Origin of the sequence: Acinetobacter sp. ANC 3903 (assembly GCF_002135315.1) — a bacterium.
Taxonomy (GTDB): domain Bacteria; phylum Pseudomonadota; class Gammaproteobacteria; order Pseudomonadales; family Moraxellaceae; genus Acinetobacter.
In genome coordinates, this window is the sequence record NZ_NEGA01000009.1 from 55,129 (window position 1) to 69,310 (window position 14,182).

The window sequence follows — 14,182 nt, forward strand, 5'->3', positions numbered from 1 at the left end:
CGTTGTTGTATGTTTTTCCTAATAGATCGCCATATGGTTACGATGAATCATCTCAAGCGAACGTGCTTCACCCAAAACCTGATGCACTTTATCCGATGCCAGACCTTTGACAATTTCAGCTGAACGCGAACTGAAGTTAACACGACCAACAGCAATGCGATGACCCTGTGTATCCACACATTCCACCACATCACCGCGCTCAAAGTGACCTTCCACAGCTTTCACTCCCACAGGAAGTAAACTGCGATGGTTTTCTTTAATCGCTTTAACTGCGCCATCATCCAGCACCAAACGGCCAGCCGTTTGTAAGTGCGCAGCGAGCCATTGCTGATGTGCGGTAATACGGTCATTGTCAGTAATAAACAAGGTTCCTAACAACTCACCCGACATTAAACGTGCCAAGACATTATCACTTTCACCACTGGCAATCAGGGTTGGACAACCCGATTTTGCCGCCAGACGCGCAGCACGGACTTTAGTCAGCATACCGCCACGACCAAATTTACCGCCCCCGCCGGCCATGTCAAACAGGCTCTCATCCAGTGCACGCACGGTATGGAACAGTTTGGCATTCGGATTAGACCGTGGGTCTGAGTCAAACATGCCTTGCTGATCAGTCAGGATAATCAGCAAATCGGCATGTACCTGACCTGCCACCATGGCAGCCAAGGTATCATTATCACCAAAGCGGATTTCATCGGTCGATACCGTGTCATTCTCATTGATGACTGGAACTACATGCCAGTCAATCAGATTCTGTAAGGCATCACATGAATTGAGATAGCGACGGCGGTCTGCCAGGTCATCATGGGTTAACAAAACCTGAGCCGTTTGAATGGAATGGTTTTCCAGAACACTTGACCAGGTTTGAATCAGCCCCATTTGACCAATGGCAGCACAAGCCTGAAGACTGGGTAGATCGGTGGGTCGATTCTCAAGTTTCATTCGCACCATACCTTCAGCCACAGCACCGGAAGACACCAGAATAATCTCATGCCCTGCATTGTGCAGATCTGCAATCTGTTTCGCCCAATGCGAAATTGCATCCAGATCTAACCCTGTTCCGTTTGCTGTGAGTAAAGATGATCCGATTTTAACAACGATTCGTTTACAAGCCTTGAGCTGACGTTGCCCATCTACCACTTCTATCATCTTGTCCTCAGTTACTCATATTTCAGAGCTTAACGTACGTAGTACACTTCCATTTCACCATCATCACCGTCTTCATCATCATCGTCATCGCCCAAAATACCGGCAAGACGTTGTTGACGACGCATCTCGCGATACGCTTCTTTTGCTGCGATGGTTTGTTCACGTGTTTCAGCTTCAAGCTGGTCACGGAATGCTTTTAATTGTGCTGCGTATTCTGGATCTTCAGCTTCGAGTTCACGTTGTTTCTCGATTTCATCCATCAGGTAATACACAACATCTTTGGTCCCTTCAGACATTAAGCCTGAAGTTTTAAAGACTGGACCATTCCACTGCATTTCTTCAAGAAGATGGTTACACCATTCTTCACGCGTGTCTTCGGCCAGCTGGTCAACCTTGTTCAGCACCAGTACCACTGGCAATTTGGAAAGGGTTGGGGAGAATTTTTTCAACTCATTCAAAATTGCTTTGGCATTGTGCGCCGGGTCTGAACCGTCAATCGGCTGAACATCGACAATGTGCAACAAAATACGGGTACGTGCCAAATGTTTTAAGAAACGAATGCCCAGACCCGCACCTTCAGAGGCACCTTCAATCAGTCCTGGAATATCTGCCATCACAAATGAGCGATGGCTATCGGCATCCACCACACCCAGATTAGGCACCATGGTGGTAAATGGATAATCTGCAACTTTTGGTTTTGCAGCAGAAACTGCACGAATAAAGGTCGATTTACCTGCGTTAGGCATCCCTAGCAAGCCAACATCCGCCAATACTTTAAGTTCTAAACGTACTTCACGGTATTCACCTTTGGCGCCGTGGGTACATTTACGTGGTGAACGGTTGGTAGAAGATTTGAAGTGGGTATTACCCAAACCACCTTCACCACCTGCTGCCACCATTACACGCTGGCCATTAGAAACCAAGTCACCGATAATATCGCCAGATTCTGTATCTACAATGGTAGTTCCAACTGGAACCAATAATACGGTGTCTTCACCGCCACGGCCTGCACAGTTTGCACCGCGACCATTTTTTGCACGTTCTGCACGGAATTTACGTGTATAACGATAATCTACAAGGGTGCTTGTATTGTCGTCGGCTTGAATATAAATGCTGCCGCCACGACCACCATCACCACCATCTGGACCACCAAATGGTACGAACTTTTCACGGCGAAAACTGGCTACGCCATTGCCACCGTCGCCAGCCTCTACGGTAATGACTGCTTCATCAACAAAGCGCATGCTGCCAATCCTCTAAAAACTTTAAAACCCCATATTCTGCCATATTTTAAAGGATTTCTCGAATAGAATTATTCAGCAATACTATAAATTTCGTTCAGCTTATTGTTTTTCTGGAAGAATAGCTTAACTCTACAGATAAAATTGAGGAGCATCAGAGCATTTATAAAATTGAGTGCTCGTTACTATTGAGATCACCCAAATTAAATATCGGGCATCCCAATTTCATTGACAGCAGCCTAGCCAAAACCCCAGTTAACTTATTTTGCCACGCGTTGCTGATTCTCCAGAATCTCAGGCAAACTTTTTTCAATCCAGCCAATCAGATAATTCATTTTTTCTGCAGCTTGCGAACCTAAAATGGTCAACTGATATTCCACTTTGGGTGGCACCACCGGATAGACCGTACGTAAAATAAAACCATCCTGTTCCAGCATTTTCAGCGTCTGCGACAGCATCTTTTCACTCACCCCTTCAATGCGCTGTTTCAGCTCACTAAAACGATGTACCCCATCACTTAAACAGCGTAAAACCAATACCGACCATTTGTTCGCCAGATGTTCCAATATTTCTCGTGATGGACATGCTGTGGATAAAACTTGACCTAATAATTTACTGGTTGCGTAGGCTGTCATCAATTCTCTCCTTTGGGTAATAAGCTTACTTTTTAGTATGTACTTACATTTAGTAAGTTAACAGATTAAGATTTAGCCATCAAGTACCTTTATTCATCAAAATCCAGAGGTTCATGTTATGAAAATTGCAGTCACAGGTGCAACAGGTCAACTTGGTCAACTCGTCATTGAGTTTTTATTAAAAAATACCGCTGCACAAAATATTGTCGCCTTGGTTCGCACACCCTCCAAAGCCCTGGCTTTGACAGATCAAGGGGTTGAAGTGCGTCATTTTGATTATGATCAGCCAGAAACATTAGAACCGGCTTTACATGGCATTGATAAACTTTTACTGATTTCAGCCAATGAAATTGGCCGCCGCACCCCACAGCATCAAGCCGTGATTGAAGCAGCGAAACAAGCAGACATTCCTTATATTGCCTATACCAGTCTACTCAATGCAGATACTTCTCCTTTAGGTTTAGCACAGGAACACCGTGAAACCGAAAGCCTGATTAAGGCGAGCGGTTTAAACTATACTTTTTTACGCAATAACTGGTATAGCGAAAACTACCTGGCTGGCTTAGCCCACACCATTGAAACCGGAACTTTATTCGGCGCAGCACAAAACGGTTTAATCAGTTCCGCAGCTCGGGCAGACTATGCAGAGGCAGCAGCCAAAGTATTAACAAGTTCAGGGCATGAAAACAAAACCTATGAACTTGCAGGCTCAAGCAGTTTTAGCCTTGCGGATTTAGCGGGCTATATTTCGGTAGCCTCGGGTAAAACGGTAAACTACCAAAACCTCAGTGCTGAAGAATATACACAAGCCCTGATGCAGGCTGGTTTGCCCGCGGGCTTGGTCGAAGTGATTGTAGATGCAGATGTACAAACCGCAAAAGGTGCTATGTTTAGCGATCGCAAAGATTTGCAACAGCTGATCAAGCATCCAACAACGCCAATACAAGCATCAGTTCAGGCAATGCTTTAAATTTAACTGCCCTTTATCTTTATCCCTCTGTATGCTCAGGGGGATTTTTATAGTGGTGTCGAGAGACCTTATAAATATTCGGCAAAGCAAGGCATCTGCCAATTTTTTTAATGCAAAAAAAAAGAGCCTCAAATAAGGCTCTTTTTCGTACTACTTTACAAATTATGCATTTGTTTCAGTAGGAATCTTAGGATAGCTTACGCCGCCCATTTGTTCCGCAATACGTAATACCTGGCAGCTATAACCCACTTCGTTATCGTACCAAACGTAGCAAGTTAAACGGTTGCCTGAAGTGATTGTTGCTTGCGCATCAAATACACCTGCAGTACGTGAACCGATAAAGTCAGAAGATACAACTTCAGTCGAGTTGGTATAACCAATTTGACCTTGAAGGTTAGAGTTGATCGAGATTTGACGAATGTATTCGTTCACTTCTTCACGATCTACTTCTTTCTCAAGCGTTAAGTTAAGAATAGCAAGTGATACGTTTGGAGTAGGAACGCGTACAGAGTTACCCGTCAACTTGCCTTTAAGTGCAGGAAGCGCTTTAGCAACAGCTTTAGCAGCACCAGTTTCAGTAATAACCATGTTCAAAGTCGCAGCACGGCCACGACGGTCAGCTTTATGGTAATTGTCGATCAAGTTCTGGTCATTCGTGAACGAGTGAACTGTTTCAACGTGACCATTCAGCACTTTGTATTTGTCTTCTAACACTTTAAGTGTCGGAGTGATGGCGTTCGTTGTACAGCTTGCAGCAGAGATGATGGTGTCTTCATCAAGAATGTCGGCTTGGTTCACACCAAATACAACGTTCTTCATGTCACCTTTACCAGGTGCAGTCAAGATTACACGTGCAGCGCCTGGGCATTGAAGATGTTGAGCAAGACCTTCTGCATCACGCCATTTACCCGTGTTATCAATCACCAATGCATTGTTAATACCATAAGCAGTGTAATCCACTTCAGCTGGGCTAGATGCATAGATCACTTTAATGAAGTTACCGTTTGCAATAATTGCTTCGTTTTCTTCATCAACTGAGATTGTACCTTGGAACGGACCGTGAATTGAGTCACGACGCAACAATGAAGCACGTTTTTCCAAATCGCCATCAGATGATTTACGTACTACGATCGCTTTAAGGTTTAAACCACGACCCAAACCTGATTGGCCAATGATTAAACGAGCAAGAATACGACCGATACGACCAAAACCGTAAAGAACAACATCTTTGCCTTCTACAGCCTTCGCACTACCTGCTAAAGATTTCACTGCATCAGCAACAAAAGCGTCTACATCGCCGCCTTTTTCTTTGAATTCAACAGCAAGTTTACCTAGATCAATTTCTGCTGAACCAATATTTTCAATTTTAGCTAAAGCTTCTAAAATCGGGAAAGTGTGAACCACTGAAAGCTCAACATCCATCACACGTGTACGGCGATGAGCTTTTAAAATTTGGATTACTGAACGGTTAACTAAAGAACGACCGTATACAGAAGTCACGATATTTTTTTCACGATATAATTGACCAATAAGTGCAATCATACGTTCCGCGATTTCTTCACGGTTTTTCCAGCGACCTTGGTGCTCTGCATGTAGGGCGATGATAGTGTCTTTGCTCACAGATACGTCCTCTAATTAATTGTATATCTAGGCATAAATTTCAAAACCCGGCAATTGTAAAGGAATTATCAGCAACTTTGAATCGAAAGCTGAATTTTCAATGCGCTTTTTACGATATATTCACTATAAATTTACAAAATAGTTGTAATTATTATAATGATTTTGCTTTTGAAATTTTAAAACCGCAATTTTTGTGGTTTTAAAAACTTTTTTGTTACATGTTGTTTAATCAAACCACCTAAGTTTTTATTCAATTTAGCAAATGGAGTCTATTTCAAACGATCCTGATAGTTTTCTACATTTTGATTCAGCGCCTGCTGTTTACGCTTTTGTTTGATGATATGAATTGTACCTTCTACCACCAACAATAAAACGGCAATCCAGATGGGAATATAAGTGAGCCATTCCCCTGCCTCAACCCGCTCACCCAGCACAATTGAAGCAAAGGCCAAAAGCACCGGTTCCAGATAACTGAGTAAGCCAAAAATTACAAAAAGCAGATAACGGCTGGCCAAAATATAACTGCCCAGTCCAAGTGCGCTTAAAAAGCCCAAACCGATAATGGCCCAGATCAGATGCGGGAAAGATCCCATCACACCCAAGGTGTCACTGTGAATAAAGCCCAAATAAAAGGCCACCGGCAAAATGAGGCATAAATCCCACCAGAAACCACCCAGATGATCCGTTTTAAAGACACGGCGTAAAAAGAAATATAAGGGGTAAGCTAAAGCGACATAAACCGTTTCCCAGGCGATACTGCCGATACGCCAGATTTCATGTCCTACCCCTAAAATGGCCAAGATCACAGCTGCCAGCTGCCATTTCGATAGTTTTTCTTTATAAAGTACACAACCGACCAGCACCATCACCAAAGGCAATAAGAAATAACCCAGTGAAACTTGCAAGCCACGGCCATTGATGGGCCCCCACAGAAACAGCCATAACTGTGTGGTACACAAAATGGAACTAAAAATCAGCCAGATCAAAAATACAGGCTGTTTAACCATACGTTTAAAAATCTGGGAAATATGCTGCAAATCACCAGACCAGTACATAAACAGGGTTAAAAAAGGCAGCGTCACCAGCATCCGCCAGGCAAAAGTTTGTTCGCTATCAAAAGGTTTCAAAAACTGACTATAAAAATACAACACCCCAAAAGTAACAGATGCCAATATCGACAAAACCAAGCCTTTATACATCTTTTACCTCAAGGATATTATCCATTTCATGCGCATACCGAATGATCCCAGAATAATGGATCATTCATCTTTTTTTAAGTCAGGCTATAGTAGCAAATAAAAAACCATGCCTAAGCATGGTTTTGAACTTTTGTTAAATATTCAGTCTGCTATTTCATGGTCTGCTTGGTATGAATCACATCGCCCACGTCATAACCCACCGACTTGGCATATTCCAAATATTCGTTGACAACTGCCTGATCAGGTTGCGGGCTACGTGACAATACCCACATGTATTTGCGTCGCGGCTCACCGACTAATACCGTCTGATAGTTTTCATCCAGTTTAAGCACCCAATAATCACCGCGACCGAAAGGTAACCAGCGGATCGCTTCAGGCAAGAAACTCACTTTTAATTTGCTATTAAACGGTGCATTTTGCACAAAAGCCTCACCAATAGACTGGTTTAGGCTACCATCTTTGCTGTAACAGCGGTTGTCTACAGCAACATTGCCATTCTCGTTCAAGGTATAAGTCGCAGTGACATCACGATCACACTTGTTCTGGAAATATAAAGGTTTACGTGCCACTTCATACCAGACACCCAGATATTTATCCAGCTCGAGCTTTTCGACCGTTTTTAAAGGCTTGGTTTGTGCATAGGCCATGGTAGCCATACCCAGCCCCAATAATACCGCTCCACCTATGGCAATTTTTGCTATTTTATAGCCTGCTTTTGGAAGATTATTGGATGTCATAAAAGTACCTTTCAGTCAAAATTTCAAATTCTTAAAATGCTTATACATTTAAAAGTAACGATTTCGACTGCTTCATACTGTAGCGTTATGTAATGATTTTGCAATAAAAATCATCCAACTAACTGAGCATTTGAGCTCTCAAGCGGACAATCTCGTCACGTAGTCGCGCTGCCTGTTCAAACTGCAATTCTTTCGAGGCTTTCAGCATCTCTTTTTCCAGTTTGGACAAATGTTTTACCAGCAATTTAGGGTCTGCCAAAATGTGGCGTTCATCGGCACTTAAAGCACGGGCCTGATCCGAGATTTTCTCGTCAATTTGATCATCAGTCAGCACTTCACCGGTATCGATATCCTGGTTATTCTGACGCTTGGTACTTCGTGGTGTAATACCATGCAGGGTATTAAACTCAATCTGTTTGGCACGGCGCCGATCAGTTTCATCAATGGCTTTTTGCATGGAATCGGTGATCCGGTCGGCATACAAAATCGCTTTACCTTTCACATTACGCGCCGCACGACCAATGGTCTGAATCAGTGAACGCTCAGAACGCAAGAAACCTTCTTTATCGGCATCCAGAATTGCCACCAGTGACACTTCTGGCATATCCAAACCTTCCCGCAGCAAGTTAATACCGACCAGTACATCATGCACACCGCTACGCAGCTCATGAATAATTTTGGTACGTTCTACGGTATCAATGTCTGAATGCAGATAAGCCACCTTAACGCCGTATTCTTTCAAATACGAGGTTAAGTCTTCCGCCATGCGTTTGGTCAAGGTCGTGACCAGAACACGTTCATCCAGTTCCTTGCGGATATTGATTTCTGAAAGCACATCATCGACCTGAGTCAGCACTGGGCGAATTTCAATTTCAGGATCCAACAGCCCAGTTGGACGAACCACCTGTTCGGCAATTTGCTGCGATTTTTCCAGTTCATATTTTGCCGGGGTTGCACTGACATAAATCGTTGATGGAATAATGCGTTCCCATTCTTCAAATTGCATTGGACGGTTATCCAGCGCACTCGGTAAACGGAAACCATAATTGACCAGATTCTCCTTACGCGAACGGTCACCCTTATACATGGCACCGATTTGCGGAACGGTTACATGCGATTCATCAATAATCAGCAAGGCATCATCCGGAATATAGTCAAATAATGTCGGAGGTGCTTCACCTGCCGGCCGACCGGATAAATGTCGTGAATAGTTTTCGATACCGTTGGTATAGCCCAATTGTTGCATCATTTCCAGATCATAGCGGGTACGCTGTTCAATACGCTGTGCTTCCAGCAATTTGTCATTGGCCCGAAAGAAACCTAAACGCTCCTGAAGTTCTTCGCGAATGGTGCCAATAGCACGGGTCAGATTGTCTTTTGGAGTGACATAATGACTTTTAGGATAAATCGTTACCCGTGGTACTTTACGCACCATTTTTCCGGTTAAAGGATCAAACCAGCGGATGGAATCGACTTCATCATCAAAGAGTTCAATCCGAATGGCATCCTGATCCGACTCGGCCGGGAAAATATCAATAATTTCACCGCGGATACGGTAAGTACCACGCAAGAATTCCAGCTCGTTACGGGTATATTGCATTTCAACCAGACGGCGAATGATGTCATCACGACTGATCCGGTCACCCTGTACAATATGTAGCAACATGCTCATGTAGGCATTCGGATCACCCAGACCATAAATTGCAGAAACCGAAGCCACGATAATGGCATCACGACGTTCTAGTAATGACCGTGTTGCCGAAAGCCGCATCTGGTCAATATGATCATTAATGGCGGAATCTTTTTCAATAAAGGTATCGGAAGAAGGCACATAAGCTTCAGGCTGATAATAGTCATAATAACTGACAAAATATTCAACCGCATTATTCGGGAAAAATGACTTGAATTCACCATACAGCTGTGCAGCCAAGGTTTTGTTATGCGCCATAACAATAGTCGGACGCTGTAACTGGGAAATCACATTCGCCATGGTATAGGTTTTACCCGAACCGGTTACCCCGAGTAACAACTGGTCGTGATAGCCTTTTTGAATACCCTTGACTAATTTTTCAATGGCTTGTGGCTGATCACCCGCGGGCTGATAGCTGGTCACTAATTCAAAAGGTTGATGACTATCCGACATATTTTTCAGCTTCTATACAATAATGCAGTTTCAATAATATGAGGGTTAAAGCTCAACATTCAATATCAATGTTCCGATATTTAGTGCTGTCCTTATATTGAGAAAATTGCAGCATTTTTGTCTTGACCGCATGCGCATTCAATAGCAACATGAAACAAAGCATCGTGATCACAATAAAGCCTATGACTTACCATTACCATGACGAAAGTATTGTCAAAAATCTACCGGAAGATAGCGTTTTTGTCTTTGGCAGCAACATGGCAGGAAACCATGCAGGTGGGGCTGCGCGTACTGCCCTGCAACATTTTGGTGCAATGCAAGGCGTAGGACGTGGCTGGTCGGGTCAAAGTTATGCCATTCCAACTATGAATGAGCATTTGCAGCAAATGCCCTTGTCGCAAATTCAGCACTATATTGATGACTTCAAGATTTATACCAAAAACCATCCGAAAATGACCTATTTCATTACCTCGGTGGGTTGCGGCATTGCCGGCTATAAAACCGAAGAAATTGCCCCAATGTTTAAGGGTATTTCACATAATGTGATTTTTCCTATTTCTTTCCGCCCTTTTGTAGAAAGAGCCTTACCCAAACTGACCCGTCATTTTCTTAGAACGGTATTTACTGATGAGGTTATTTTTTCCTCTCCAGATGAAGATATTACTGCCTGTTTAGATTTGTCAGAAAATGAAAAAAGTGCCGCCCGCATTATTCTCAATACCCAAATCTACCCAACCGATAGCAATGGCCGTGATCGTAGTTTTGAAATTTCAGACATTTTGCATGTGCTAAACGGCAAGATTTTTGACTGGCAAGACCATTCAGAAGGTTCAATGATGTTTGGCGGAGTGATTCTGGCCTTGCTGGAACTCTACAATATCAACGAAAAAGACTTTATGGATGTCTGGCAAGGTGAACGTGAAATTTCTCCGCCCAAACCAGAAAACAAGGCCCGTAGAGCCAGCCGCTAAGCTTTAATCTATTTCATAGAACCGATCTTGAAAGCCAGTTCCTGAATTGGCTTTTTTTTATCCGCCTGATTTTTTATTTTGAGACACCCTGCTCATTAAAAATACATATTATTTTACTTATCATATTATTTTAAAATCATTTTTTACATCATATACTTGATACTTAAATTCTAAAAAATAATGAGCGTCTTGAATGGACATGCTGAACTCCCCCTTTTTTGAACTCTCTCCCGTTGCCATGTGGCTGGAAGACTATAGTGAAATCAAAAAACAATTTGATCTTTGGCGTAGTCAGGGCGTGCAAGATCTGTTCAGTTTCCTGCAACAAGATGAATCGCGTATTCTTGAATGCGCAAAAAAAATTAAATTATTAAAGGTCAATTCTAAAACCCTTGAACTTTATCAAGCCCAAGACTTTGAACATTTATCGCAAAACCTGGAATTAGTCTTTAAAGAAGACATGACAAAAACCCATATCCACGAACTTGTTGCGTTGTGGAATGGTGAAACCCGTTTTTCCAATCCCGCAGTAAACTATACCTTGAATGGCAAGCGCCTGGATATCCAGCTCAAAGGCCTTGTACTGCCGCAACATGAACAGGATTTATCCTTGGTATTAATTACCACAGAAGATATCACTCATTACACTGAAGCCTGCCGTAGAGAAGAACGAAGCCGTCATATGGCAGAGGCACGCTTTACTTATTCTCCAACCTCACTGTGGATAGAAGATTTCAGTCGTATTAAAATTAAATTGGATCAATTGCGTAAATTAGGCATTGAAGATTTTGCAACTTTTCTGGATGTGCATAATGAATTTGTCATTGAATGCATCAAGGAAATTAAAGTCATTGATGTCAATCAAGCCACACTCGACCTGTTTGGTGCCCCGAGCAAAGATATTTTATTAAAAAATCTTCATATTGTTTTTGCTGAGGAAATGGTTCGAACTTTTCGGGAACAATTGATTGAATTGTGGAACGGTCATCTGCATCATCAACGTGAAGCGGTCAATTACGCGATTGATGGCAGCATTCGCCATGTGCTGCTGCAATTTACCGTATTTCCAGATTATCTGGATGACTGGAGCATTGTACAGGTTGCCCTGACTGATATTACCGCACGCAAAAAGGCTGAACATTATCTGGAATATTTAGGCAAACACGACGTACTCACCAAACTGTACAACCGTTCTTTTTATGTAGCAGAACTGAACCGGCTGGAACGCAATATATTACGTCCAGTCTCATGTATTTTTATGGATTTAAATGGATTAAAACAGCTGAATGACAGCGAGGGACATGATGCAGGTGACAGTCTATTACGGCGTATGGGTAACATTCTTACCCAGCTGATTCAACATACCCGCTATTCAGCTTCACGTATTGGCGGAGATGAGTTTGTAGTCCTTTTACCGGGTGCAGATGAAGCCGCCTTACAAAATTGTTTGCAAAGTCTGCATGAGCTTTTATTGGTCGATAATCAATTTTATGCCAATCAGCCGATCAGCCTGTCTATAGGTCATGCGACAAATTTTGAGCACGAACGGATTGAAGATATGCTTAAGCGTGCTGACCTGGACATGTATCGTCAGAAAAAGAATTACTATCAGAATCATGATAGACGCAGTCAGCTTTCTAGCTCGGATTAAAGATTCATAACACCGGGTTATACAGCAATAAAAAAGCCATGGTCTGACCATGGCTTTTTATATGGAGAACTTAACGCTTGCCCATAGAGCGGCGCGTACCACGTGGCGGCATCCAGGTACGATCAGCATAGCGCTGGGGTTTAGGGCGTAAATCTTCTAATACTTCATCGGAAGAATTTTCATCTGCCTTTTTAATTGGAAAAGGCAAATTCACAAGAGGCTTTTTCTTGGGAGTATTTTGGGTGCTCATATGATTCACTCAAGGATTTCTGCGACATATTGTACGGAAAAATACCTCGCAGTGCGAGGATTGGATTTTAGCTCATTGCGCAAGCACTTTATTCATGCCAGCAATCCGCTATTTTTCACCGCATAGTAACAACAATTGATCACCTAAAACCTTCATATCACCGCTATGAAAGCGTTAAAAATATACAAATATTTTTTCACTTCTAGTTTATGTCTAACTAGCTAAAAATCGCATCAAACAGTAAAAATAACATGTTACATAAAATTGTTTTTCTCCATGTTATTGAAACAAAACAGCTAAATTTTTACACGAATACTACCAGATTAATGTTTTTTAATAACAGAATGATTTTTCTCTAAACATAGAATAAGAAAAGTGAACGAATAAAACGAATAAACGCAAAATGGACATGGAGTCCCTGAATGAAAAAAACATTACTTTGTATGATGTCGTCTCTTGCTGCCCTACCTGCCCTGAGCCATGCCGATTCCCCCTATTTCAGTTTAAAAGATGGGGATGGCTTTAAACGCTTTGCTGTTTCTGTAGGTGCACTGCATGTTATGCCTCAAGGTAAAGCTCAGCCTTTTCAGGTGAAGACTGCGGTTAAAAATGGTGAGGTTGCCAAGAATGGTGATATTCAAGTCGATACCGTACTCAACAATCTCAATCCAAAGGTGAATCAAACTGCACTCGCAGCAGCATTAAAAGGATTAGGCTATCTTAGTGGTGGTCAACTCAGTAGTGGACTGAGTGGTAGTTCAAAGATTCAGGGCTTAGAACAATGGAACAATCCGGGTACAGGTCTGGAGGCAGATGATGTCACTACACTGGGGATCATGACCAATTACTTCTTTACCGATCATGTTTCCTTTGAAATGAAGGCAGGCATTCCCCCCAAAGTGGACTTACAGGGCAAAGGAAAAATTTATGCGCCCTTCTCTGCTGTGGCAACACCGCAAATTGGCAACTTGCCTTTAGAATTCCTCAATATTGATTTGCAAAATGATATTTTTATTACCGATTTAGAAGCCCATGGACCTGCTGCGTCGGCACGTGCCTGGACGCCTGCCGTTGAACTCCAATATCACTTTGGTAAAACTGGTATCAATAAATTCCGCCCTTATGTCGGTTTAGGGGTGATGTATGCTTACTTTAATGAACTGGAAATTAATCCGCGTACTGAACAAGATTTGATTGCAGCTGGTCATATGATTGCCAATATCAAACAAGGCTATGCCGGAGCTTCACTGGAAGGCAAACCAAGTAAAGCCAATCCTCAAGTAGACCTCGAAGCCACCGACGCTTTTGCTCCAATTGCCACTGTAGGTTTCACCTATGATTTTAATGAGCGCTGGTTTGCAGTGGGTTCAGTGTCTTATGCACATCTTAAAAATGAAACCACCATTACCGTATCTGATGACAGGCTGGGTAAATTAATTACCTCCAAAGCGGATATTGAAGTCAACCCAATACTAGCTTATGCAGGGGTGGGCATTCGTTTTTAAGTTCACCCTGAATAAAAAGGCGACTTTTTGTCGTCTTTTTTGTATTTATAAAACTTTCTATAACTTAATTTTATCTTTTGTTTCAATTTTATTTAATCGCCTCGCTCT

The 14,182-nt window shown here is 42.5% G+C and carries 12 protein-coding genes; 4 read left to right on the top strand and 8 right to left on the bottom strand.

Annotated elements, in window-relative coordinates; genetic code table 11:
- Nucleotides 1-18: 18 nt before the first annotated feature.
- The 3 genes from proB to B9T29_RS08725 all read right to left on the bottom strand — a co-directional run bounded on the left by proB (nucleotide 19) and on the right by B9T29_RS08725 (nucleotide 3,028).
- Nucleotides 19-1,152: a glutamate 5-kinase gene (gene proB / locus B9T29_RS08715; protein ID WP_086175540.1), complete on the bottom strand. Its 1,134-nt coding sequence runs from the start codon at nucleotides 1,150-1,152 to the stop codon at nucleotides 19-21.
- A gap of 29 nt (nucleotides 1,153-1,181) precedes the next feature.
- Nucleotides 1,182-2,396, bottom strand: coding sequence for an Obg family GTPase CgtA (gene cgtA, locus B9T29_RS08720; protein ID WP_086175541.1), 1,215 nt, complete (start codon nucleotides 2,394-2,396; stop codon nucleotides 1,182-1,184).
- 257 nt (nucleotides 2,397-2,653) lie between these two features.
- Nucleotides 2,654-3,028, bottom strand: a complete 375-nt coding sequence (locus tag B9T29_RS08725) for a winged helix-turn-helix transcriptional regulator (RefSeq protein WP_086175542.1) — start codon at nucleotides 3,026-3,028, stop codon at nucleotides 2,654-2,656.
- Between the two features lie 118 nt (nucleotides 3,029-3,146).
- On the opposite strand from B9T29_RS08725, the gene B9T29_RS08730 reads away from it, so the two are divergent.
- The gene (locus tag B9T29_RS08730) at nucleotides 3,147-3,998 is read left to right on the top strand and encodes an SDR family oxidoreductase (protein ID WP_086175543.1); all 852 of its coding nucleotides are present in this window, start codon (nucleotides 3,147-3,149) and stop codon (nucleotides 3,996-3,998) included.
- Between the two features lie 162 nt (nucleotides 3,999-4,160).
- On the opposite strand, the gene B9T29_RS08735 is transcribed toward B9T29_RS08730, so the two are convergent.
- The 4 genes from B9T29_RS08735 to uvrB all read right to left on the bottom strand — a co-directional run bounded on the left by B9T29_RS08735 (nucleotide 4,161) and on the right by uvrB (nucleotide 9,697).
- Nucleotides 4,161-5,618, bottom strand: a complete 1,458-nt coding sequence (locus B9T29_RS08735) for a glyceraldehyde-3-phosphate dehydrogenase (protein WP_086175544.1) — start codon at nucleotides 5,616-5,618, stop codon at nucleotides 4,161-4,163.
- 269 nt (nucleotides 5,619-5,887) lie between these two features.
- Nucleotides 5,888-6,817, bottom strand: a complete 930-nt coding sequence (rarD, locus tag B9T29_RS08740) for an EamA family transporter RarD (RefSeq protein WP_086175545.1) — start codon at nucleotides 6,815-6,817, stop codon at nucleotides 5,888-5,890.
- A 149-nt stretch (nucleotides 6,818-6,966) separates the two neighbouring features.
- Nucleotides 6,967-7,554 (bottom strand): lipocalin family protein, encoded by a 588-nt coding sequence (locus B9T29_RS08745; RefSeq protein WP_086175546.1) that lies wholly within the window; start codon nucleotides 7,552-7,554, stop codon nucleotides 6,967-6,969.
- Between the two features lie 118 nt (nucleotides 7,555-7,672).
- Nucleotides 7,673-9,697, bottom strand: coding sequence for an excinuclease ABC subunit UvrB (uvrB, locus tag B9T29_RS08750; protein WP_086175547.1), 2,025 nt, complete (start codon nucleotides 9,695-9,697; stop codon nucleotides 7,673-7,675).
- Nucleotides 9,698-9,879: 182 nt separating this feature from the next.
- Between uvrB and B9T29_RS08755 the strand changes: the two genes are divergently transcribed.
- Nucleotides 9,880-10,668, top strand: a complete 789-nt coding sequence (locus B9T29_RS08755; protein WP_086175548.1) for a hypothetical protein — start codon at nucleotides 9,880-9,882, stop codon at nucleotides 10,666-10,668.
- Between the two features lie 193 nt (nucleotides 10,669-10,861).
- Nucleotides 10,862-12,319 carry a sensor domain-containing diguanylate cyclase gene (locus B9T29_RS08760; RefSeq protein ID WP_086175549.1) on the top strand — a complete coding sequence of 486 codons (1,458 nt, stop codon included), beginning with the start codon at nucleotides 10,862-10,864 and terminating at the stop codon, nucleotides 12,317-12,319.
- 70 nt (nucleotides 12,320-12,389) lie between these two features.
- On the opposite strand, the gene B9T29_RS08765 is transcribed toward B9T29_RS08760, so the two are convergent.
- Complete coding sequence (locus B9T29_RS08765) at nucleotides 12,390-12,569, bottom strand: hypothetical protein (protein ID WP_086175550.1); 180 nt, start codon at nucleotides 12,567-12,569, stop codon at nucleotides 12,390-12,392.
- A gap of 422 nt (nucleotides 12,570-12,991) precedes the next feature.
- On the opposite strand from B9T29_RS08765, the gene B9T29_RS08770 reads away from it, so the two are divergent.
- Nucleotides 12,992-14,074 carry an OmpW/AlkL family protein gene (locus tag B9T29_RS08770; RefSeq protein WP_086175551.1) on the top strand — a complete coding sequence of 361 codons (1,083 nt, stop codon included), beginning with the start codon at nucleotides 12,992-12,994 and terminating at the stop codon, nucleotides 14,072-14,074.
- Nucleotides 14,075-14,182: the final 108 nt, after the last annotated feature.

Coding starts and splice junctions, on each gene's coding strand:
- B9T29_RS08745 (WP_086175546.1), bottom strand. CDS start 7,554: ATGACATCCAATAATCTTCCAAAAGCAGGCTATAAAATAGCAAAAATT.
- rarD (WP_086175545.1), bottom strand. CDS start 6,817: ATGTATAAAGGCTTGGTTTTGTCGATATTGGCATCTGTTACTTTTGGG.
- proB (WP_086175540.1), bottom strand. CDS start 1,152: ATGATAGAAGTGGTAGATGGGCAACGTCAGCTCAAGGCTTGTAAACGA.
- B9T29_RS08770 (WP_086175551.1), top strand. CDS start 12,992: ATGAAAAAAACATTACTTTGTATGATGTCGTCTCTTGCTGCCCTACCT.
- B9T29_RS08730 (WP_086175543.1), top strand. CDS start 3,147: ATGAAAATTGCAGTCACAGGTGCAACAGGTCAACTTGGTCAACTCGTC.
- B9T29_RS08765 (WP_086175550.1), bottom strand. CDS start 12,569: ATGAGCACCCAAAATACTCCCAAGAAAAAGCCTCTTGTGAATTTGCCT.
- B9T29_RS08755 (WP_086175548.1), top strand. CDS start 9,880: ATGACTTACCATTACCATGACGAAAGTATTGTCAAAAATCTACCGGAA.
- B9T29_RS08725 (WP_086175542.1), bottom strand. CDS start 3,028: ATGACAGCCTACGCAACCAGTAAATTATTAGGTCAAGTTTTATCCACA.
- cgtA (WP_086175541.1), bottom strand. CDS start 2,396: ATGCGCTTTGTTGATGAAGCAGTCATTACCGTAGAGGCTGGCGACGGT.
- uvrB (WP_086175547.1), bottom strand. CDS start 9,697: ATGTCGGATAGTCATCAACCTTTTGAATTAGTGACCAGCTATCAGCCC.
- B9T29_RS08760 (WP_086175549.1), top strand. CDS start 10,862: ATGGACATGCTGAACTCCCCCTTTTTTGAACTCTCTCCCGTTGCCATG.